At 57.1% G+C, this 21,912-nt stretch carries 22 protein-coding genes; 17 read left to right on the plus strand and 5 right to left on the minus strand.

The window, feature by feature from the left end; translation table 11 throughout:
- Nucleotides 1-55: 55 nt before the first annotated feature.
- Nucleotides 56-2,095, plus strand: coding sequence for an FUSC family protein (locus GJA01_RS06600; RefSeq protein ID WP_062017184.1), 2,040 nt, complete (start codon nt 56-58; stop codon nt 2,093-2,095).
- A 15-nt stretch (nt 2,096-2,110) separates the two neighbouring features.
- Here the strand turns inward: GJA01_RS06600 and GJA01_RS06605 are convergent, their stop codons facing one another.
- Together GJA01_RS06605 and GJA01_RS06610 are read right to left on the minus strand one after the other, a co-directional pair.
- Entirely contained in the window at nt 2,111-2,932 is an 822-nt protein-coding gene (locus GJA01_RS06605; protein ID WP_010502718.1) for an alpha/beta fold hydrolase, read from the minus strand.
- A gap of 85 nt (nt 2,933-3,017) precedes the next feature.
- A complete protein-coding gene (locus tag GJA01_RS06610; protein ID WP_026017498.1) occupies nt 3,018-3,473 on the minus strand; it encodes a hypothetical protein in 456 nt (151 codons plus the stop codon).
- 94 nt (nt 3,474-3,567) lie between these two features.
- On the opposite strand from GJA01_RS06610, the gene alkB reads away from it, so the two are divergent.
- The 7 genes from alkB to GJA01_RS06645 all read left to right on the plus strand — a co-directional run bounded on the left by alkB (nt 3,568) and on the right by GJA01_RS06645 (nt 11,211).
- Nucleotides 3,568-4,224, plus strand: a complete 657-nt coding sequence (gene alkB / locus GJA01_RS06615; RefSeq protein WP_062503996.1) for a DNA oxidative demethylase AlkB — start codon at nt 3,568-3,570, stop codon at nt 4,222-4,224.
- A gap of 48 nt (nt 4,225-4,272) precedes the next feature.
- Nucleotides 4,273-5,667, plus strand: coding sequence for a class II 3-deoxy-7-phosphoheptulonate synthase (locus GJA01_RS06620; RefSeq protein ID WP_034881170.1), 1,395 nt, complete (start codon nt 4,273-4,275; stop codon nt 5,665-5,667).
- Entirely contained in the window at nt 5,664-6,854 is a 1,191-nt protein-coding gene (locus GJA01_RS06625) for a nicotinate phosphoribosyltransferase (RefSeq protein ID WP_062503998.1), read from the plus strand. The genes GJA01_RS06620 and GJA01_RS06625 overlap by 4 nt, the downstream gene beginning before the upstream one ends.
- Nucleotides 6,851-7,309: a hypothetical protein gene (locus GJA01_RS06630; RefSeq protein WP_062504000.1), complete on the plus strand. Its 459-nt coding sequence runs from the start codon at nt 6,851-6,853 to the stop codon at nt 7,307-7,309. The genes GJA01_RS06625 and GJA01_RS06630 overlap by 4 nt, the downstream gene beginning before the upstream one ends.
- 140 nt (nt 7,310-7,449) lie before the next feature.
- Nucleotides 7,450-7,944, plus strand: coding sequence for a DUF523 domain-containing protein (locus GJA01_RS06635; protein ID WP_172794473.1), 495 nt, complete (start codon nt 7,450-7,452; stop codon nt 7,942-7,944).
- Between the two features lie 80 nt (nt 7,945-8,024).
- Nucleotides 8,025-9,842: a M3 family oligoendopeptidase gene (locus tag GJA01_RS06640; protein ID WP_062504004.1), complete on the plus strand. Its 1,818-nt coding sequence runs from the start codon at nt 8,025-8,027 to the stop codon at nt 9,840-9,842.
- Between the two features lie 7 nt (nt 9,843-9,849).
- Nucleotides 9,850-11,211, plus strand: a complete 1,362-nt coding sequence (locus GJA01_RS06645) for an ABC1 kinase family protein (protein WP_062504006.1) — start codon at nt 9,850-9,852, stop codon at nt 11,209-11,211.
- A 40-nt stretch (nt 11,212-11,251) separates the two neighbouring features.
- Here GJA01_RS06645 and GJA01_RS06650 read toward each other — a convergent pair whose 3' ends face one another.
- Nucleotides 11,252-11,740 (minus strand): Lrp/AsnC family transcriptional regulator, encoded by a 489-nt coding sequence (locus tag GJA01_RS06650; RefSeq protein WP_061931563.1) that lies wholly within the window; start codon nt 11,738-11,740, stop codon nt 11,252-11,254.
- 93 nt (nt 11,741-11,833) lie between these two features.
- Here GJA01_RS06650 and GJA01_RS06655 point away from each other — a divergent pair, with 93 nt between their 5' ends.
- Nucleotides 11,834-12,814 (plus strand): DMT family transporter, encoded by a 981-nt coding sequence (locus GJA01_RS06655; RefSeq protein WP_062504034.1) that lies wholly within the window; start codon nt 11,834-11,836, stop codon nt 12,812-12,814.
- A gap of 41 nt (nt 12,815-12,855) precedes the next feature.
- Here the strand turns inward: GJA01_RS06655 and GJA01_RS06660 are convergent, their stop codons facing one another.
- Nucleotides 12,856-13,269, minus strand: coding sequence for a hypothetical protein (locus GJA01_RS06660; RefSeq protein WP_062504008.1), 414 nt, complete (start codon nt 13,267-13,269; stop codon nt 12,856-12,858).
- 158 nt (nt 13,270-13,427) lie between these two features.
- On the opposite strand from GJA01_RS06660, the gene uvrB reads away from it, so the two are divergent.
- The 5 genes from uvrB (at nt 13,428) to gshB (ending at nt 18,563) form a co-directional block, all read left to right on the plus strand.
- Nucleotides 13,428-15,635, plus strand: coding sequence for an excinuclease ABC subunit UvrB (gene uvrB, locus GJA01_RS06665; protein ID WP_062017153.1), 2,208 nt, complete (start codon nt 13,428-13,430; stop codon nt 15,633-15,635).
- 65 nt (nt 15,636-15,700) lie between these two features.
- Entirely contained in the window at nt 15,701-16,582 is an 882-nt protein-coding gene (locus GJA01_RS06670) for an aldose 1-epimerase (protein ID WP_062504010.1), read from the plus strand.
- A complete protein-coding gene (greB, locus tag GJA01_RS06675; RefSeq protein ID WP_010502741.1) occupies nt 16,582-17,082 on the plus strand; it encodes a transcription elongation factor GreB in 501 nt (166 codons plus the stop codon). Before GJA01_RS06670 ends, greB begins: the two co-directional genes overlap by 1 nt.
- A gap of 10 nt (nt 17,083-17,092) precedes the next feature.
- Nucleotides 17,093-17,500, plus strand: coding sequence for an NUDIX hydrolase (locus tag GJA01_RS06680; protein WP_062504018.1), 408 nt, complete (start codon nt 17,093-17,095; stop codon nt 17,498-17,500).
- An 85-nt stretch (nt 17,501-17,585) separates the two neighbouring features.
- Nucleotides 17,586-18,563 carry a glutathione synthase gene (gene gshB, locus GJA01_RS06685; RefSeq protein ID WP_062017140.1) on the plus strand — a complete coding sequence of 326 codons (978 nt, stop codon included), beginning with the start codon at nt 17,586-17,588 and terminating at the stop codon, nt 18,561-18,563.
- Between the two features lie 29 nt (nt 18,564-18,592).
- Here gshB and GJA01_RS06690 read toward each other — a convergent pair whose 3' ends face one another.
- On the minus strand, nt 18,593-18,778 hold the full coding sequence (locus GJA01_RS06690) for an OadG family protein (protein WP_062023884.1): 186 nt from the start codon (nt 18,776-18,778) through the stop codon (nt 18,593-18,595).
- A 162-nt stretch (nt 18,779-18,940) separates the two neighbouring features.
- Here GJA01_RS06690 and GJA01_RS06695 point away from each other — a divergent pair, with 162 nt between their 5' ends.
- The 3 genes from GJA01_RS06695 to GJA01_RS06705 all read left to right on the plus strand — a co-directional run bounded on the left by GJA01_RS06695 (nt 18,941) and on the right by GJA01_RS06705 (nt 21,824).
- The gene (locus tag GJA01_RS06695) at nt 18,941-19,621 is read left to right on the plus strand and encodes a class I SAM-dependent methyltransferase (protein WP_010502747.1); all 681 of its coding nucleotides are present in this window, start codon (nt 18,941-18,943) and stop codon (nt 19,619-19,621) included.
- An 83-nt stretch (nt 19,622-19,704) separates the two neighbouring features.
- A complete protein-coding gene (locus GJA01_RS06700) occupies nt 19,705-20,880 on the plus strand; it encodes a cbb3-type cytochrome c oxidase subunit I (RefSeq protein WP_062504019.1) in 1,176 nt (391 codons plus the stop codon).
- Nucleotides 20,877-21,824, plus strand: a complete 948-nt coding sequence (locus GJA01_RS06705; protein ID WP_082785267.1) for a heme o synthase — start codon at nt 20,877-20,879, stop codon at nt 21,822-21,824. The genes GJA01_RS06700 and GJA01_RS06705 overlap by 4 nt, the downstream gene beginning before the upstream one ends.
- Nucleotides 21,825-21,912 lie beyond the last annotated feature (88 nt).

Below are 21,912 nucleotides of genomic sequence, written 5' to 3' on the forward strand. Positions count from 1 at the left end.
ATCCTTTGCCGCCCCTGAAGATCATGAGCCATCACACAACAGGGCAGGTGCAGGCGTGAAACTCGGTTGGCTGTTTGCGCCGTCCATCACGTCCGTGATGTTCGCCCTGCGCACGACGATTGCTGCTTTGCTGGCGCTTGCGATTGCTCTGTGGATGGAGCTTGGTGAACCGCAATGGGCGGCAATGACGGTCTGGATCGTCGCACAAAACTCTCGTGGAGAAAGTATTTCCAAAGGGCGCTGGCGGCTTGTCGGCACAGTTGTCGGCATGATTACTGCCATCGCCCTGATGGGAATGTTTCCGCAATATCCTTGGCTCTTCCTGCCAGCGCTGGCGATTTGGGTCGGGCTTTGTGCTGGCCTCGCTACGCTGACGCATAACTTCCGGGGGTATGCACTCGTTCTGGCGGGCTATACCTGCACGATTATCGCGCTTGGTGCCGTTAAAGAGCCAGACAATGTGTTCAACATTGCCATGGCCCGCGGGACATATATTTTTCTCGGCGTGATTTGTGAGATGGTCATGGGAATGGTGTTCGTTCCCAATGTGGCGGATCGGGCTCGGGAAGAGCTGCGCAAACGCCTTCAGGCCATTCTTACCAAAGCCAGCGCGGCTCTGACGGATGTTCTGAACCAGAAACCGAACGCTACGGATACGCTTTGTGCGCTGATGGGGTCGCTTCAGGCGTCCAGTGATCAGATCGAGTTCTCCCGCATCGAAATTCGCAGTCAGGGCAATGAAGTCGAACATGCATATGTGACGCTGGGTCTTGTAGCGCGTGTGCTATCACGCGGGCTTGGCCTCAAGACGCGCATGACATCTGTGTCCCATATTCCGCAGGCGCTCCTTCCGTTCCTGAGGGATATGGCGGTGGCGATTGAAGGGCTGCCCGCACGTCTGGAGAGCGATCGACGCGGTATTGCGGCCCTTGTTCAGACCGAGGCTCTGCTGGCGGAATGTCGAGGGCGGATGCAGGCCGTCCTTCCAAAGGACGATGATGACTCTCTGAACGAAGGCATCATTCTGACGGGTGTTGAGGTCATGATCTCGGATCTCTGTGAAACACTCCGTTCTTATCGGGCGAGTGTGGACGGTGCACCGATTTCCGAGCGTCACCGTCTGACCCGCAATACGGACTGGCGAGCAGCCGTCCGAAACGGGGTGCGGACCATGGCCGCGCTTCTTTTCGGAGCGTATGTCTGGGAAGTGACGGCGTGGCCGCAGGGCAGCGTCTTCCTGACCTTTATTGCAGTGGTCTGTGCCCGGTTTGCGACTTTTGAAAATACTGTTCTGCTCAGCGCGGCGTTTTTCTATGGAGCCGTTTTTGCGGCATTGGCCAGTATCATTCCTGTTTTTGTCGTGATGCCAGTTACAGCCAGTTATGTATTTTTCTGTCTGACAGTCGGCTTCTTCATGATGCTCGGTGGCCTTGCGACCCGTAACCCGGCCACGGCTGTTATGGCCGCGTCTTACGGAACGTTCTTCCCCTTCCTGCTCGGCATGGACAATCAGGGGCGTATGGATGAGCTGTCCTGGCTCAATACCACCATTGCGCTTCTGCTGGGTCTTGGGGCCGGTGTGGTGATCTTCCGGGCGGTTCTGCCGTTTACGCCGCGTCGGGCGGCGGAAGTTCTGCGTTATCAGCTCAAGCGCAGTCTGCGGCGGCTGGCGCTGCCGGGTGTTGTGATGGACGAATATGTCTGGATCAATGACGGTACGCAGAGCATGGAGCGTGCGGTTCGCTTTGCGGGATCTCTGGAGAGTGACCGTGCGGAAGAAATGCTGCGCGGTACCCTGTCTGTCATGACCGTAGGGCGAAACGTGTTGATGCTGCGAAAGCTGGCCCAGCATGGAAGCCTGCCAGATACCGCGGTAGCCGCCGTGGATGGACTAATCCGGAATCTGCTACGCCGCAAGTTGCCGCTGACCCATACGGCAGCAACTATCGAGCCGACACTCGCAGAACTTTATGCACTGGAGCGGGAGTCACAGGACACATCCATCCGGCATGACTTGGTTCTGGCGATTGGATCCCTGCTGATTGTGCAATCGGAACTGCCAACCAGCAGAGCATTCCTGAGAGCGACGACCTGAAACAGGTCTTGCTGTTCAGGACGCGAGGAACTTCAGAAGATCCTCGTTGACCTGTTCCGCGTGGGTCAGGAACAGACCGTGTGGGGCACCATCATATTCCAAGAAGACTGATCCCGGAATCAGATCTGCTGCGCGGCGTCCAGCGATGTCAGCCGGAACGGCGCTGTCGGCAGTGCCGTGGATGATGAGTGTTGGAATAGTGAACGCCTGAAGGTCACTGCGGAAATCTGTTTTCCCCCATGCATCCACGCAGTCGAGGGTTGCCATCGGGCTTGCCATGCTGGCCAGCGTGAAAGACCAGTCGAGCACGCCTTCGCTGACCGGATGATGCAGCATGCTCATGCCATAAAAGCCGGGGAGGAAGCTTTTCAGGAACGCAAAACGGTCCTGACGGATTTCCTGCTTGATTCCGTCGAACACGGAGATATCGACGCCATCCGGATTGTCTGCGGTTTTCAGCAGGAACGGAACGATGGATGCCAGAAGCACCGCTTTGGAAATTCTGGCGCGGCCATGGCGGCTCAGATAACGGGCGACTTCACCGCCGCCCATCGAGAAACCGACAAGTGTTGCGTCCCAGAGGTCGAGCTGTTCCAGAATGACGGCCAGATCGTCTGCCAGAACGTCATAGTTGTAGCAGTTGATGGGGTGGCCTGAGAGACCGAAGCCGCGACGGTCGTAGGTAATGACACGATATCCGGCTTCAACGAGGGCGAGGGTCTGTTTTTCCCACATATCCCCCGTTAGTGGCCAGCCATGGATGAGAACAACGGGGCGGCCTGCGCCCATATCCTTCACATGAAGGCTGGTTCCGTCAGTCGCAGTAATATAGGGCATGGGTTCTGCTCCTCATATGATCTGGCTGGATGATACCAGCCGCATCCTGAAAAGCAGAACCCCGCTGTGTCAGATTGGTTGCGTCTTACCAGCCGTTGCCGCGAGGGGCCGTCCAGCCGTTTCCGGTCGCATCGCCCAACTGCCCGGACTGGGTGTTGTTGCTGCCTTGATAGGCAGAGCCGAACTTGGACAGATTTGCGCCTGTTACGCTGTCACGCTCAACGCCAGCTTCGTGATCCGGATCAGGACCATGCTCGAATTCAGTGCTTGGGGCATCCTGATATCCGGGCGGGAGAGAACGATGACCACGGGCACGGAAATGCTCGCCGCCATTGGTTTTCTGCTGCGTGGATGGAGCCTGCGCCTGTGTGCTGTTCTGTTGAGGGGCGGCATCGTATGGCTGACCAAATGTCGTGGTCTGAGCCTGAGCTACCCCGCCCAGCAGGGCGGTTGCCAGCAGAGCGTGGCAGAAAAAGCGGGAAAAGGGCAGCATGGAGTCTGGTCCTGAACCAATCATGGAAATCAACGGCCCCATCACCATATGGGAAGCAGAACCGCATACTCTCTTTTATAATCGGCTCGGTTGGGCTGCGGTTCAAGAGTTCTTTTCCCGGATCAGGGAAGCGGGGGATGACATGGAGGATCTCTTTGCGACGCTGAGATGTCGTACCGACCTTGCGGATGGAGCGGTGCTTCTTCCCGGTTTTGCCATATCTTGTGCGGAGCAACTGCTGGAAGGTATCCGGCATCTTGCTCTTGAAACGCCTTTTCGGATCATGAAAACGCCGGGCGGCCGGCCCCTGTCTGTTGCGACAACCAGTTGTGGGGACTGTGGCTGGTATACGGACCAGAAGGGATATCGGTATGTGCGGACAGATCCATTAACCGGGAAGCCATGGCCCCAAATGCCAGATATGTTTTTTGAACTGGCCTGTACCGCAGCAAAAGAGGCTGGTTATCCGGATTTTTCTCCGTCTTCATGTTTGATCAACCGCTATGAGCCGGGGGCAAAGATGGGGCTGCATCAGGATCGGGATGAGGATGATCTGTCCTCCCCCATCGTTTCGGTCTCTCTTGGGGTTCCGGCCCGCTTTGCGTTTGGTGGTTTATTAAAGACGGACCCGGTGCAACGGCATGATCTCTTCCATGGAGATGTGGTCGTGTGGGGAGGCATCTCCCGCCTTGCCTGGCATGGGGTTTCGCCCATACGCGAAACATTCCATCCGCAGACAGGTGCCATGCGTTACAATCTGACTTTTCGCGCTATCAACGCGGCGCTTTTTCAGCCATAAACAGCGCCCCGCAATTCTGTTCACTTACTGACCCCCGGAGGGCATTCAATGCACCCCTCGACCAAGACCCAGACGTCCGACAACACGATGTCATGGTCTCCTGCAAGCTGGCGTTCCCGTCCGATCGTCCAGGCTCCGTCTTATGAAGACGAAGCTGCGCTTGCCGCTGTCGAGGCACGTCTGCATCGATATCCACCGCTGGTTTTTGCGGGGGAAGCCCGTCGCCTGAAGACACGTCTGGCCGCAGCCTCCCGTGGAGAGGCCTTCGTGCTTCAGGGCGGCGCCTGCGCTGAGAGCTTTGACGAGTTCACGGCCGATATCGTCCGCGATACGTTCCGCGTGCTGCTTCAGATGGCCGTGGTTCTGACATTCGCGGCCAAGGTGCCGGTCGTGAAGATTGGGCGTATGGCAGGCCAGTACGCCAAGCCGCGCTCGTCCAACACGGAAACGATCAATGGTGTGACGCTGCCGTGTTACCGCGGTGACATCATCAATGGTCCGGAATTCACGGCAGACGCCCGTATTCCTAACCCGGCCCGTATGGAGACCGGATACTTCCAGTCGGCTGGCGTGATGAACCTGCTGCGCGCTTTCGCAAATGGCGGTTATGCAAACCTGCATCAGGTTCATAGCTGGAACCTCGGCTTTGTTGAGCGTTCCCCGCTGGCGGCGCGCTATCGGGATCTGGCTCATCGCATTGATGAGACGCTGTCCTTCATGCGGGCCTGTGGTTTTGACGCGGCTGCGTCCCAGATTGATGAGACAGAGTTCTATACCTCTCATGAGGCGCTTCTGCTGCCATATGAGCAGGCTCTGACCCGCATCGACAGCACCAGCGGTGACTACTACGACTGCTCTGCGCACTTCCTGTGGATTGGGGATCGCACCCGTCAGCCGGACGGCGCTCATGTAGAGTTCCTGCGCGGCGTTCAGAACCCGATCGGCATCAAGGTTGGTCCGACGACCACGGTTGAGGATCTGGAAAAGCTGCTCGAAATCCTGAACCCGAATGACGAGGCAGGTCGCATCACGCTGATCTCGCGTATGGGCAAGGACAAGGTGCGCGAGCATCTGCCGCCGCTTCTGGATGCCGTCATCAAGACGGGCCGTACGGTCACATGGCTGTGTGACCCGATGCACGGCAACACGACCACGACGTCCAGCAAGGTCAAGACGCGCTCCTTCGAGAGTATTCTTGGTGAGGTCCTTGGCTTCTTCGATGTTTTCGAGGCTGCAGGCCGTCGTCCGGGCGGTATTCACCTTGAAATGACGGGTCAGGACGTCACCGAATGCATCGGTGGTGCCCAGTGCCTGACGGAGGCCGATCTGGGTGATCGGTATGAAACATTCTGTGATCCGCGCCTAAATGCGGAACAGTCGCTTGAAATGGCGTTCCTTCTTGCTCATGAACTGACAGGACGACGAGCAGGAAAGCAGGAATGAACTCTTCCGTTTCTCAACGTGCACTAAACCAGTCCAGTGGTGTCCTTGGCCCGCTGGATCGGAAAACAATCGAATCCCGGACGGATGCCTATTTCGGGCGTACCCGACAAATCGTTGAACATTTCGGGGACTCCCGCGTCACCTACGCGGTGTTCATCCGCCGCCCGGTGATTGCGGCCTGTGGCATTGCCGTCACCTGGCTTCGCAATGTCGCCAAAGAGCAGGGCTTCGATCTTCACATCCGCGAGGTGTATGAAGAAGGGCAATGGGTTGGAGCCGGTGAGCCCATCCTGTACCTGACTGGCCCTTTTAGCTGCCTCGCTCCTTTGGAAACACTCTTGCTTCAGCGTCTCGGGGCGTGCTGTGTGGCTGCACATAATGCCTATCAGATGGCCATGGCGCTTCCTGATGTCTCGTTTCTGGCCATGGAAGCACGGCATTGTGCCGGTTTCGAAATGCAGGAACAGATGGGTTATGCCGCGGCCGTTGGGTCTCAGGCCGCCCAGAAGGAAGGTGCTCGTGGTTTCATTGGCAATGCCAATGATGCGACGGCAGGGTTCTTCGGGCAGGATCATGGGCTTGGTACCATGCCGCATGCCCTGATTGGTTATGCGGGTTCGACCCTGCGCGCTGCCGAAATGTATGTGGATGTTTATCCAAATGATCCGCTGACAATTCTGGTGGACTATTTCGGGCAGGAAGTGACGGACGCTCTGGAAGTCTGTCGTCGTTTTCCTGAAAAAGCCGCAGCGGGACAGTTGAGTGTCCGCCTCGACACGCATGGTGGCCGCTTCCTGGAAGGGCTGGACCCACAGTCTTCCTATGCCGTGCTGGAACGCTACACACCGGGTACGATCCGCCGTTATCGTTCGGACGCGGAGCTCCGCGACTTGGTCGGGACGGGTGTTTCGGCTGCTGCTATCTGGCGCATGCGTGAAGCGCTGGACGAGGCCGGTTTTCCGAAAGTGAAAATCACGGTCTCTTCGGGCTTTAATGCTTCCAAATGCACCACGATGCGAGATGCTCATGCACCGATCGACGTCGTGGGCAGTGGGTCTTTTATTCCGGATCGCTGGTCCGAGACCTATGCAACGGCGGACATCGTGGCCTATGACGGCACGCTTCGCGTCAAGGTAGGACGTGAATTTCTGCTGAACAAGGCACGAGCCGAACAGGAGGCCTCATGAGCGACGAACCCGAAAATACAGGCGCGGGCACTGCGGAGCAGGGGCAGACCTGGAATGTCCGGATCATTGATCTGTCGGGCGCATCCGAGGATGACACCGTTGAAGTTGTGAAAGACTTCATGGATCTGATGCACGCTAATGCTTATGCCCGCGCCTATGTGCGGGACAGCATCGAGCGTTGCCGGGTTCCGGGTGCGACGAGCAAGGAAGTTCTGGAAAGCTGGTTTGCGTTCGGTGAGAATGCCGAAGTGGTGGACGCTGGGGAAGATGGCTGGAAGTCTTCCACAGAACTGGAAGATTTTGCCGCCAATCCGGCAACGGATATGGAGCGCGACTGGCGTGCCATTGATCCACGCCGTCTGGTGGATGACGATGAAATCGCCGGGCCACCGGATGTTGATGACGAAGACGATGATGAGGATGACGAAGACGCTCACGAAGTTATTCGTCACTAAAAGTATTGCTCCTGTATGGCTGGCATGTCAGGGGCAAATGTCTCCTGATCGCAACTGCGTCAGAAAGAGGTCTGCTTTCGGGTCGATAAGGGTTCGGGAGTAAAACGCTCATCAGCTCCGAAAGTAGGATCTTGCCGCTTATAAAGAACCGAATTCTGGTCAGCGCCTGTCTGCTGGGTCAGCCTGTTCGATACGATGGCAAGGCAAAGACCCTTCTGCATCCGCTGCTTCAGCAATGGCAGGAAGAGGGACGGCTGGTTGTGGTCTGTCCGGAGCTTGCAGGTGGGATGCCTGTTCCACGCCCTCCGGCGGAAATTGGGGCACGGCAGGATGGGAAAGATGTTCTTCTGGGCGAGGTGCGGGTGACTGACACGTCCGGTGCGGATGTAACGGATGCGTTCGTCGCGGGAGCGCGGATTGCCCTGACTGTCGCGCAGGCACAGGGGTGTCGGTTCGCATTACTTATGGAGGGCAGCCCGTCCTGTGGCAGCCAGATGATCTATGACGGCAGTTTCAGCGGGCAGAAACATGCCGGAGCGGGTGTAACGGCCGCACTTCTGCGTCAGAACGGGATTCAGGTTTTCAGTCAGGACACTATTGAAGATCTTGGCGTCGTTTTGCAGCAGGCACTCTGAAAGCCGTGTTCGGGCATTTACTACGGATTTGTCATCAACCGCCCGTTTGACCCGGCGGCAGGGATGTCTAAATTCAAAGGATGAACAGTCAGAATCTCTCCGCGGCCACAGGCCTTTCTGCTCCTTCAGCCGAGAGCGTGACTCCGCCGCGCTGGGACCTGTCCGATCTGTACGCGTCGCTGGACGATCCTGCGATTGAACAGGATTTCGCGGCTCTGACATCCGCTGCCCGAACATTCAGCGAAACCTGGAAGGGGAAACTGGGACAGGCTGACGGCACCGCGCTGGCCGCTGCTTTTGCCGAGTATGAGCGGATCGAGGAAGGGCTGGGGCGCATCGGCTCCTTCGCTCAGCTCGGCTTTGCTGCTCATACAACGGATCCGACCTGGGGCCGGTTTACACAGGGTGTGCAGGAACGCGTCACGGATATTTCTGCTGACCTGTTGTTCTTCTCGCTGGAACTGAACCGTTTTGAAGATGACGTTCTGGCGCGAATCACGACAGCACCTGAGATGGTAAAATGGCAGCCGTTCCTGCGGGATCTGCGCGTTTTCCGCCCGTACCAGCTTTCCGATGAGGTTGAGCAGGTTCTGATGGACAAGTCGGTGACGGGGCGCAATGCCTGGAACCGACTGTTCGATGAAACCATGGCCAGCCTGACTGTCACGCTTGATGGGGAGACAAAACCCCTCGGCGCGGCGTTCAACACCCTCACGAGTGCAGAACGCGAAAAGCGCGCTGCGGCTGCGGAGCAGATCAGTGCTGTTCTGGCCGACAATTCCCGTCTTCTGACGATGATTACGAACACGCTCGCCAAGGACAAGGCGATCGGGGACAAGCTCCGAGGCTACCCCCGTCCGTCCAGCAGTCGCAACCGTGGCAATATGGTTGAAGACGAAGTTGTGGACGCGCTGGTCAGTGCTGTTGATGAGGCTTACCCGCGACTGTCTCATCGTTATTACGCGATGAAGGCCAAATGGCTCGGGCTGGAAAAGCTGGAACACTGGGACCGTAATGCGCCTCTGCCGGGCGTGGCGGATACAGTGATTTCTTGGGAGACTGGTAAGGAAATTGTTCTGAACGCCTATACGGGTTTCGATCCGGCGCTTGGGACATTGGTAGACCGCTTCCTGATGCATCCGTGGATTGATGCGGAAGCCGCGCCGGGCAAGTCTTCGGGGGCTTTTGCTCATCCGACCGTACCGTCTGTTCATCCCTATATCCTGATGAACTATCATGGCCGCGCCCGTGACGTGATGACGCTGGCTCACGAGCTTGGGCATGGTGTGCACCAGATTCTTGCAGGGCAGAAGCAGGGCTATCTGAATTCCGCAACGCCTCTGACACTGGCTGAAACAGCGTCTGTCTTCGGTGAGATGCTGACGTTCCAATCTTTGCTTGATCGGGAAACCGATCCGAAGCGCCGCCGACATCTTCTGGCGGCGAAAGTGGAGGACATGCTGAATACGGTAGTGCGCCAGATCGCGTTCTATCAGTTTGAAGTGCGCGTGCATGATGAACGTGCCAAGGGTGAGCTGTCCGCAGAGCAGCTTGGCGCTATCTGGCGCGATGTGCAGGAACGAAGCCTTGGCCCGGCGTTTCACTTTACGCCGGATTATGACGCTTACTGGTCCTACATTCCGCACTTCGTGCATTCGCCATTCTATGTGTATGCCTATGCCTTCGGGGATTGTCTGGTGAACGCGCTGTATGGCGTCTATCAGGATCAGCCTGAGGGTTTTGCTGACAAATATCGGACCATGCTCGAAGCTGGCGGAACGCTTCGCCACAAGGAATTACTGGCACCGTTCGGTCTTGATGCGACGGATCCGGGTTTCTGGCGTAAAGGACTGGATGTAATCTCGGGTCTGATCGATCAGCTCGAGCAGGAGGGCTGAGGGCACCATGGCGCGCGATCTCGATAATACCGGTTTGATGGGCGAACTTCGCCGGATGGCTCGGACATCTGGTGCAGTCGGCGGCATCGCTGCGCGCCTGGCTGGAAACCGTCTTGGCATCAAGACGGACAAGGGTGTTCACGCGGAAGGTCTGAAGTCTTCGCTGGGCAATCTGAAGGGGCCGTTGATGAAGGCGGCCCAGCTTCTTTCCACCATCCCCGGTGCTCTACCGGATGAGTATGCGGAAGAACTGGCGCATCTTCAGGCCAATGCACCCCCGATGGGCTGGAACTTCGTGCGCCGTCGAATGACGGCGGAACTTGGGGCCGGCTGGGAAAAGAACTTCCGCTCTTTCAGCCATGATGCCGTAGCAGCGGCGTCTCTGGGGCAGGTGCATCGGGCCCGTCTGGCTGATGGACGCGAAGTGGCCTGCAAGCTCCAGTACCCGGACATGCAGGGCGCGGTTGATTCCGATCTAAGGCAGTTTCGTGCGGCTCTTGGTGTTTACAAGCGGTTTGAGACGACGATCCGTCAGGACGAGGTTTACACCGAATTGTCCGACCGCCTTCGGGAAGAGCTGGATTACCGTCGGGAAGCCAGCCATCTGCGTCTGTATCGGGACATGCTGTCCGAAACCCCAACTGTGACGGTTCCGGCCGCCATTGAAGAACTGTCTACCGGCCGCTTGCTGACCATGGACTGGGTCTCGGGTCGCAGCATGAAGACGGTGCTGGCGTCTGATGCCGCGCAGGAACAGCGCGATGATATGGCGCGGGCGTTGTTCCGGGCCTGGTATACGCCGGTCTATCGCTATGGCGTCATTCACGGTGACCCGCATATGGGCAATTTCACCGTGCGGGATGATTACGGTCTGAACCTGCTGGATTTCGGAGCCGTTCGTATTTTCTCCCCCCGCTTTGTTGAGGGCGTGGTGGATCTGTTCGCGGCTCTGCGGGACAATGACGAAGATCGGGCCTTCCATGCTTACAGCAAATGGGGCTTTGAAGGGCTTTCCCGCGAAACGGCTGCTGTGCTGAATGAATGGGCGCGGTTCTTCTATCGTCCGCTCATGACGGATCGCGTTTGTGCCATGCAGGAGAGCAATGATCCGGCAGAAGCCAAGCAGGTTCTGGAACGGGTCTATGAAGGGCTGAAGCGTACGGGAGGCGTAAAACTGCCTCGTGAGTTCGTTCTGATGGACCGGTCAGCCATTGGACTGGGCAGCGCGTTCCTGCGTCTGGGAGCACGTCTGAACTGGCATCAGATGTTCCAGGAGTTGATTGAAGGCTTTGACGTTAATGTTCTTGCTGAGCGTCAGAAAGAAGCACTCGCTAAAGCCAAGGTTCCTCCAGCGATTTCGTCTCGCTGAACCAATTGAAAAGGCGCTTCTCTCAGGGAGGCGCCTTTTTTCATGGAATGAGGATCTCGCTTCCGGTTTTGACGCGGTCCAGCGCAATCAGACTGCGATAGCTGGCAACGGCTTCGTTCTGCGCAAACAGGCGGCGCGTTGTTTCTTCGTATGTTGTCATGTCCTGTGAGACGATGATCAGCATGAAGCTGACGCCGCCGGTCACATAATAGCATTGCTGGACTTCTGGCGCGGCGCGAAAGAGAGCCTTGGCCGTATCAACAGTCTGAATCCGTTCGTCCGTCAGCATGACTTCAACAATGGAGGTGATGCCCATCTGAACGGCACGGGCCTCTACTGTGGCGCTGTTGCGGGTAATGACGCCGGATTTTTCCATGGCGGCAATGCGTCTCTGCACAGCCGCAGCAGACAGATTGACCTTCTCGGCAATCTGGCGCTGCGGCATTTTGTTGTCTTTCTGAATGATCCGCAGGATGGCGCGGTCAAACGGGTCCAGGGAGCGGGAGGGCGCAGGAGGCTTCTTGGTCATGGGATGAGTTTTTGTTGCATTTGATCCCCCAATCAAGAGCGCAAAACTCGCCGAACCGATGATATGCCTCTCGTCCCCAGAGGAAAGATCATCGTGAACACATCGTCGCATCATTCAGACAGATCCAGTCAGACCACATTGGGAGTTCTGTGTGGTGCAGGGGCGGGGGCGTTGTGGGGGCTGGTTTTTCTGGCTCCCGAACTGGTGCGGTCTTTTGCGCCTCTTCAGCTTTCTGTAGGACGGTATCTCGCTTACGGTCTTATCGCCGTCATTCTGAGTGCTCCCCGCTGGAACCGTGTTTTCTACGCCGTCAAATTTCAGGACTGGAAAGCCCTGTTCTGGCTCTCTTTGTTTGGCAACACGCTCTATTACGTTCTGGTGTCTTCTGCCGTGCATGCCGGGGGGATTGCCCTGACGTCGCTTGTGCTGGGGTTCATGCCGGTGGCTGTGACGATCATTGGCAGTCGGGATAAAGGTGCGGTGCCGCTCAGGTCTCTGCTCCCGTCATTAGGATTATGTGCGGCGGGTGCGGTGTGTATCGGGTGGCAGGCGCTGACCATGCCCTCATCGTCAGGGCAATCCGTGATGGGGTTGGTTTATGCGTTGGCTGCTTTGACGTGCTGGACGACCTATGCCGTGTGGAACAGTCGATGCCTGATGCGTCTGCACCATCTTTCGGTGCATGACTGGAATCTGCTGACCGGGCTGGTCACGGGAGGGCAGGCGGTGGTTCTGTTGCCTATTGCTGTGCTGGTGTCTTCAGGCAGTCACTCCCTGCCGGAATGGGGGCGCTTTGCACTTGTTTCGGCAAGTGTTGCCGTGATTGCCTCTTTGTTCGGAAATGCCCTGTGGAACCGAATGTCCCGACTTTTGCCGCTGACCATGACGGGCCAGATGATCCTGTTCGAGACACTGTTTGGTCTGACTTACGGATTTTTGTGGGAGCAGCGAGCGCCGCGTGTTCTGGAAATGGCGGCGTTTGCTCTGGTGATCGGGAGCGTTCTTTCCTGCGTTGCCGTTCACCGCAGGTATTCAGCCCGTGAGACGCTGCCAGTCATGGATCTTGCGGCCTGATGAGTTCTGCTTTTGTCAGTGGATGATCGGGCCAGACAGTCTCAGAAGATTTCCTTGATGAGATCATTCCCGATACTGAAACCGGCGCCAGCTTCAACGGAACGGGCAAAGCCAGAATTGAGGATATTGGAAAAGAAACTGTTTTCAGCAGGTTGTTCCACGGCCTGAACAGGAGGCTGTGCTTGATATGGCTGGGGCGAGACATAGGTGTTCTGGCTGTTTGCCGCGCTTTCAAGCGCTGCATGCAATTGCTGGAGCAGGGTTGTGACCTGTTGCTGCTCGGCCTGAAACGAGAGCGCGACTTCCCGCAGATCCAGTGCCCATTCCCGAGCCTGCATGTCTCCGCTCTGGGCCGCACTCTGCATCTTGGCGCCTAGCGTCTGGAGAGAATGTGCGGATTGCTGGGCCTGTTCCTGAAGCTGATTGTATGTCTGCTCGATCGCCTGGACGTCCATGATCGGTTTCCCTTCAAAGATACGCGGCCTGAATACGCCCTCTTGGCGAGTCTCTCCATCCTTTTCAGCAATAGAATGACATAAAAATACGCCGCCGGAACGCCTTCCGTGCTGCTGCGCTCTTGTGATGTTCCCGTTTCTTTCCCATCTTGGATCTCATGGCCAAAAAACCCTCCGCCCTCCGCAATGCGACCGCAATGCCCATGACGGCATTCATTCCTGAAAAGCAGCCTGCAAAGGCCAAGACGCGGAAGTTCGTGGTCAAGGCGGATTATGAGCCGGCAGGCGATCAGCCCACGGCCATTTCCGAACTTGTGCAGGGCGTGGAGAATGGGGAGCGCGATCAGGTTCTGCTGGGCGTGACGGGGTCCGGCAAGACGTTCAGCATGGCGAAGGTCATTGAAGCGACGCAGAAGCCGACGCTCATTCTGGCCCCGAACAAGACTCTCGCTGCGCAGCTTTATGGCGAGATGCGGCAGTTTTTCCCTGATAATGCCGTCGAATATTTCGTCTCGTACTACGATTACTACCAGCCGGAAGCTTATGTCCCGCGGTCGGACACGTATATTGAGAAAGACAGCCAGATCAACGAGCAGATTGACCGGATGCGCCATGCGGCCACGCAGGCACTTCTGGAGCGGAATGACGTTATCATCGTTGCATCCGTGTCCTGTATTTATGGTATCGGGTCGGTTGAGACGTACTCAAAAATGGTGGTCCGGCTTGAGGTCGGTGGTGAGATTGATCGCGAGAAGCTCATCAAGGCCCTTGTCGAACTTCAGTATCGTCGAAATGATGCCGGGTTCGAGCGCGGGACGTTCCGGGTGCGTGGAGAGCAGATCGACATTTTCCCGGTCCAGAATGAAGACCGCGCCTGGCGCGTCTCGCTGTTTGGCGACGAGATTGATCAGATCACCGAGTTTGACCCGCTGACGGGTAACAAAACGGCAGATCTTGCGGAAATCAGCGTTTACGCAAACTCCCATTACGTCACACCGCGCCCAACGCTTAATCAGGCGATGATTGGCATCAAGAACGAGCTTCGTAAGCGGCTGGAGGAATTCACGGCTGATGGAAAACTGCTGGAAGCCGAGCGGCTGTCCCAGCGAACGACCTTCGATCTGGAAATGATCGAGACGACCGGCGCGTGCAAAGGCATCGAGAATTATTCCCGGTATCTGTCTGGCCGTGGGGCGGGCGATCCACCGCCTACATTGTTCGAATATTTGCCCGAAGATGCGCTTCTTATCGTCGATGAAAGTCACGTTACGGTTCCGCAGATTGGCGGCATGGAGCGTGGGGACAGGGCTCGGAAATCCGTTCTTTCCGATTATGGGTTCCGTCTTCCGTCCTGCATTGATAACCGGCCATTGGCCTTCGGGGAGTGGAATGCCTTCCGGCCCCAAAGTATTTTTGTGTCTGCCACGCCGGGCCCATGGGAAATGGAACAGACGGGCGGCGTCTTTGCCGAACAGATCATTCGCCCGACAGGTCTGATTGACCCGGTCACGATCGTGAAGCCCGTTGAAGGGCAGGTGGATGATCTGCTTCATGAAGCGCGTGAGACGATTGCACAGGGTGGCCGTGTCCTTGTCACGACACTGACCAAGCGTATGGCCGAGGATCTGACGGACTATCTGGGCGAAGCCGGGATCAAGGTCCGGTATCTGCATTCTGATGTGGATACACTGGAGCGGATCGAGATCATTCGGGACCTGCGTCTGGGCGCTTTTGACGTTCTGGTTGGCATTAACCTGCTGCGTGAAGGGTTGGATATTCCAGAATGTGCGCTCGTCGCCATTTTGGACGCAGACAAGGAAGGCTTCCTGCGCTCACGGACGTCACTGATCCAGACGATTGGTCGTGCCGCCCGTAACGTGGATGGGCGTGTGCTGCTCTATGCAGACAAGATGACGGACAGCCTGACCTTCGCCATTGAGGAAACGGCTCGACGTCGGACCCGTCAGATGGAATGGAATGAGGCGCACGGCATTACGCCGATGACGGTTCGTTCCAAGATTGGCGATGCACTGTCGTCCATCTTCGAGCAGGACTATGTCACGGTCGCGCCTGATGAGGCCGGGGATACCGAGCAGTTTGTTGGGAAATCCCTGCCTGTCACCATTCAGGAACTTGAAAAGCGGATGCGTGAAGCGGCCGCCAATCTGGACTTTGAACAGGCGGCGCGTTTGCGTGATGAAGTGCGTCGTCTTGAAGCGATTGATATGGGGCTGGAGCCGCCGCCGGTCGCCACATCGACGGCCGGGAGGCCTGGAGGGGGCAAGAAGCCGAAAGGTCCGACGCCACTTGGCCCAGGCGGCGGCGGGTATGATCCGGCCAAACGCAAACGTGGCGGTCGTCGCTGATCGGGGTATATGGGGCGACCCCGGTTGCCCATGACCGACCGCCACTATCAGGATTGCAGACTGTCATGATCGAATTGAGCCGCGGTAAGAGCCGCCTGACCATCCTTCCCGAAACGGGAGGCGCCGTGGGTGTCTGGCAACGGGACGGGAAAGACATTTTTCTGCCAGTCCCGAACGAAGCCCTGACTGCGCAGAAGGGGGAAGCCGTGGGGGCATATCCGCTGATTCCCTATTCCAACCGGATAGCGAACGGACGTTTTTCATTTAATGGGCAGGATTACGATCTGACCCCCAATATGGGCGATCATCCTCATACGATTCATGGCAATGCGTGGGAGCAGGAATGGACGGTCGCCCATCAGGGTGCGAGCCATGCTGTCCTGACGCTGGATCATGTTCCGCAGGACAATGACCGGCAATGGCCCTTCGCTTATCGCGCGGTTCTGTCCTATCTGCTGACTGACGATGTGCTCGATGTCCACATGGTCGTCGAAAACCGCGATACGGTCGATCAGCCGGTCGGGTTTGGCTTTCATCCGTTTCTGGCAGCCGAGGGGCTGGCGACACTTTCGTTCGATGCGGAAAAAGTCTGGCTGACTTCACCGGATGGCCTCCCTGTTGAGTCCGTTCCGTGTGAAGGCGAATGGTCTTTTCACGCTGCAAAGGATGCTCACGCGCGGTCCATTGATAATTGCTTTGCAGGTTTTGGGGGAACGGTCGGGCTTGATCGTCCGGACGCAGGCGTAAAAGTCTCAGTAGAAGCTGATCCGATCTTTACACACCTAGTCGTTTTTACGTCTCCTGATGGACCTTTCGTCGCTGTGGAACCGGTGACGAACATGACGGATGCGGTCAATCGACCTGATATTCCGGGCCGGGGGCTGCATATCCTCAAGCCGAAAACGCGGATTGGTGGCCGGATGCGTTTTCGTGTCGGGGCCGTCTGATGTCTGAAAAGACGCCGCTTTCGCATTACCTGTCACCAAAGGGTGCCGCTGTTATGCGCGCGGAACTCAAGGAACTGGCGCAGAAGGAGCGGCCTCGTATTGTCGAGATCGTATCCTGGGCGGCCGGGAATGGAGATCGGTCCGAAAACGCGGATTATCAGTACGGCAAGCGTCGTCTGCGTGAGATTGATCGTCGGTTGCGCTTTCTGGGTAAGCGGCTGGAAAACGCCGTGATCGTCGATCCGGCGGCTCAGACCACGCGTGATCGCGTGTTCTTTGGGGCAACAGTGACGTATGTCGATGAGGATGACACGGAACATACCGTGACGATTTTGGGTGTGGACGAGTCGGATCTCGTGCGGGGGGAAGTCAGTCTCATTTCCCCGATTGCACGTGCCCTTATGCGTACCCGCGTTGGGGATGTGGCGATGTTGCAGACGCCACGTGGGCCTGTTGAAATCGAAATCCTGAAAATTACTTACCCTGATCTGCAGGACTGAAGAGGCATCTGTGCAATCTGAACCTCGCATCGGATGTGGTGCTGCTATTCTCGTTGACGGAAAGCTGCTGCTGATCCGCCGCAAAAGAGAGCCTGAAGCCGAATGCTGGGGGCTTCCGGGCGGCAAGGTTGATCTCTTTGAACCTGTTGCCCGGGCGGTTGAGCGGGAAGTGGCTGAAGAACTCGGCGTTACGATTCACGCCCGACAGATGCTGTGTCTGGTGGAACAGTCGGATCCCGCCGCAGGTACGCACTGGATTGCGCCCGTTTATCTGGTCACCGAATTCACAGGCATACCAGCCCTCATGGAGCCTGAAAAACACAGTGCTTTCGGTTGGTTCGCTCTCGGGGAATTGCCCTCTCCACTGACAACGCCGACCATTCAGGCCGTAGAGGCACTTCACGGGCATCCACGCTAACAACAGGCTTATGCCCCGGCTTTGAAAAAGTTCTTCTGCCCGCTACAGAAGAATTCTCAACGTTTTTTCAGTTGGAGTTTCCGACATGTCCCGCTCACTCCGGGTTGCCGTACAGATGGACCCGCTAGAACAGGTCAATATCGACGGCGACTCCACTTTTGCCCTCATGCTTGAAGCGCAGGCGCGTGGACACGAGCTCTGGGTTTATCCTGTTTCCACCCTCAGCCTGACGGAAGGGCAGGGGAAAGGCGGCCGTCTTCAGGCCCGCGCCCGTCGTGTCGAGGTTCGTCGCGTGCGTGGCGATCATGCGACGTTTGGGGAAGAAGAAATCCTTCCGCTGGGTGAGACGGACGTCATTCTGATGCGTCAGGATCCCCCGTTCGACATGGGCTACATCACAGCAACGCATATGCTGGAGCATGTTCATGGCGTTGGTGAGGGCCTGTCTCTGGTCGTAAATGATCCGGTAGCGGTCCGGAATGCGCCGGAAAAGCTGCTGGTGACGCATTTTCCACATCTGATGCCGCCGACACTGGTGGCGTGGGATCCACGGGATATTCTGGCCTTCCGCGAGAAGCATCAGGACATCATCGTCAAGCCGCTTTACGGCAATGGTGGTGCAGGCATTTTCCGTATCAAGCCTGATGATGAGAACCTGAAGGCCCTGTTGGAAATGCATTTTGCACGGACCAACGAGCCTCTGATGATCCAGCGCTATGAACCGGCTGTCCGTCAGGGCGACAAGCGCATTATCCTCGTGGACGGGTACCCGATCGGAGCGATTAACCGTGTTCCCGCAACAGGTGAGGCACGTTCAAACATGCATGTTGGCGGGCGCGCCGAGCGTGTGGACCTGACGGCCCGGGACAAGGAAATCTGTGAAGCGATTGGCCCGTATCTGCGCGATCACGGTCTGATTTTCACGGGGATCGACGTGATTGGAGACTGGCTGACGGAAATCAACGTCACCTCACCAACCGGACTTCAGGAACTCGATCGTTTTGAAGGGATCAATAGCGCCGGTTTGATCTGGGACGCTATTGAACGGCGTTACCCGTCCTGAGCTGAAGGAAAGGCGGCTGAAAGCAGAATTCAGCCGTCACTCTTTGCCTCGGGCTCCGGCTTGTAGCGAATGGGCTCCGGTGGCTCGTCGGAAGCGGGTGGTTCATCTTTTTCAAATCGGTTTGCAAACCAGGCTACGATCTCTTTGCGAAAATACATGGCGTAGATGCTTGTCCACAGAACAAGGCAAAGCAGGATCAGAAACACAATCAGCATCTGTTGCTTCCAAAATGATGAAAAACGGTCGAGTTAGTGACCATCCGCAACCCGTGTCTTGCCAGATGCATATCCGGAAGGGCAAGAAGGAGCCAACTGAACTACGTTTCCGGATATGCTCTCCAGTCTTGAGGGGAGCGGACACAGAAGGTCGCATAGAATATGTCTTCAACCCTCTCCCCGCGTTCCGCACTGGATGCGGAGGCCGTCAAAGCGGCCTATCGTCGATGGGCCCGCGTTTACGATACTGTTTTTGGCGGTATTTCCGGTTATGGGCGCAAGAGGGCTGTTGAGGCTGTCAATGCTCTTCCGGGTGAACGGGTACTCGAAGTCGGCGTTGGAACGGGACTCGCCCTGCCGTCCTACACGCCAGAGAAACGGATCACCGGCATTGATCTTTCAGAAGACATGCTTGACCGGGCACGGATGCGCGTTCTTCAGGACCGTCTGACGAATGTGGACGATCTTCTGGAAATGGATGCTGAAGCCACGACTTTTGAAGATGACAGTTTCGATATTGCCGTAGCGATGTTCGTGGCTTCCGTTGTGCCACATCCGGATCGTCTTCTGGCAGAGCTCAAGCGTGTTGTTCGGCCGGGCGGGCATATCCTGTTTGTAAATCACTTTCTTGCAACGGGTGGATTGCGCCTGACAGTTGAGCGGGGAATGGCCCGTGCATCCCGTTCACTGGGCTGGCATCCGGACTTCGCGATCGAGTCTCTTCTTCCCCCGGAAGACCTGAAACGCGCTACTCTGACGCCTGTTCCGCCTGCAGGGCTGTTTACACTCGTGACATTGCCGCAATGCGAGAGTAAAAGCGACGCCGCAGCCCTGGTCGCCTGATCGGCGTATGGTTCCGGTATAACCGGCGCCGAGTATTCCGACGCTCGCTGCGGTATTCCTTGGCAGGGACCGACTACGCGATCATGACTTATCAGGCCTTCGACTCTACCCCCGTTCTTTCCAACAGACGGATCGGAACATCCTTCATTCTGCTGGCGCTGTTTGCCGGTCTGCTGGGTGGGTCGTTGGCGTTGCCATTTCTTCAGACACATCCGACAGCAGGGCTCGCGTTCTGCCACGGGATTCTGATGGCATTTTTTGTGATTTGTCCGGCTGCGCTCGGCGGGTTTGGCCAATGGCTGCTTCCTGCCGAGCTGGGGACGGACAGAACCACGCTTCCTGCTTTCAGTCTGGCCGGTTTCGGTTTTCTGTCTTCGGGCGTTGTCCTGCTGCCGTTGCAACCTCTTCTTGCTCTTGCACTTTGGGCCGTCGGCGTTCTTGCGCTCGCAGTGGATATCATCACGACTGTCCTCGAGGGCCGGACGCGCCTTTTTCGTACGCTGTCTCCACTTGCCTGGTCTATGTTGGCCACGGCTTCAGGTGTGACGATTGTGGCCCCAACGCTTGCGGCTGTTGTGACCCGCATGCTGATCAATGATGCCCCTGACAGTGCGGCTCAGGGTCTGATCGGGATGCTCCATCTTCCTGAGACGGCGTTGATGCTGACGCCTGCTCTTGGTCTGGTGTGCCATCTTCTGATGCCGCGTCCGGATACGAATAATTTTTCAGGCCGCGTTGCGCCTTATGTGTTCGGATGTATGGCCGTTCTGGGACCGCTCTGCTGGATGGATAGTCTTTTCGGCGGAATGTCGGGTCTCTCCCAGAGCAGCCTTGTCACTCTGACGCAGTTTCTTCCGTCTTTTGTGCTTGTGGGGGCACTTTGCGTAGATGTTTGGAAGCAGAAGCGCGCCCTGGACGGTACAACGCTTTGGGCGCTGGGAAGCCTCGTTCTTTTCTCCGCGGGCTGGATTGCGGAGTTCATGCCGGGGCATGCGCTCGATCATACGGCTGCGGCATTCGGCGGTGTGATGGCACTTTGTGGCGGGTTCTATGCCTGGATGATGCGCCTTCTGCCAGATCATATTCCTGCGCCTCTCAGCCGCCTTCATGCAGGCCTGACGTTTGTCGGGGCTCTTTGCTCCCTGACGCCGGTTTTGATGCCTGTCGGTGAAGGACTGATGGGTCTTAGTCTGCTGACATTCGGGCTGCTGGGACTGTTCCTGATCAGGGAGACCGGGCGTGCCCGGGTCAGAGCATGAGCGAGACAACCCCTCTAGCCCCGTCGGGGCTTTTTTCTGTTCTGGGCGCTGACGGCGACTCGTCTTTGAAGGACTGGCTTGCGCTCCTGAAACCACGCGTCATCTCACTCGTGGTCTTTACGGGCGCAGCAGGCATGGCGGTTGCGCCACGATGGCCTTCCATCCCCATCGGGATCATTACCATCCTGTGTATCTGCATTGGGGCAGGAGCCGCCGGTGCGATCAACATGTGGTACGACCGCGATATCGACGCGATTATGAAGCGTACGAATGTCCGACCTATCCCAGACGGACGGATGCCAGCCGATAGTGCGCTGATCTACGGCGTGGTGCTGTCAGTGCTGTCTGTGCTGGTGCTTTGGCTCGCAACCAATGCTCTGGCCGCTGGTATTCTGGCTTTCTCGATCTTTTTCTACAGCGTGATCTATACGATGTGGCTCAAGCGAAGCACGCCACAGAATATCGTTATTGGCGGCGCGGCGGGCGCATTCCCACCCATGATTGGCTGGGCTGCAACCATGAATTCCATGGCTGTTTTGCCGGTCGCCATGTTTGCCATCGTGTTCCTGTGGACGCCACCGCATTTCTGGTCCCTGTCGTTGTATGCCTGCAAGGATTACGACAAAGCCGGGATTCCGATGCTACCGGTCGTCAAAGGCGCGCGACACACACGCTGGCAAATCCTGCTCTACACATTCATTTTGACGGCTGTTTCTCTGGTTCCGTCTTTCGTCCATGAATGTGGGCTGTTCTACACGGTTACAACCAGCCTGCTTGATCTGGGCTTTATTCTCTGCGCGGTTCGTGTGCTGTTGGATCAGCAGGACGCTCAGGGCGTCAGCCTTACGAAAGACAAGCCAGCACGGTTCGCGTTCCGCTACTCGCTGGCGTATCTGTTTTTTCTGTTCTGTGGCTTGTTGGTGGATCGGGTGCTGCTGTCATGAAAACAACAACCCATCTTGCCGCCAAGCGGCGTCAAAGCCGGATCGTGGGAATTGCAGGAGGGGTTATCACCCTCGCTGCAATCTTTTA

The sequence above is a fragment of the Gluconobacter japonicus genome (genome assembly GCF_002723975.1).
Classification (GTDB): Bacteria; Pseudomonadota; Alphaproteobacteria; order Acetobacterales; family Acetobacteraceae; genus Gluconobacter; species Gluconobacter japonicus.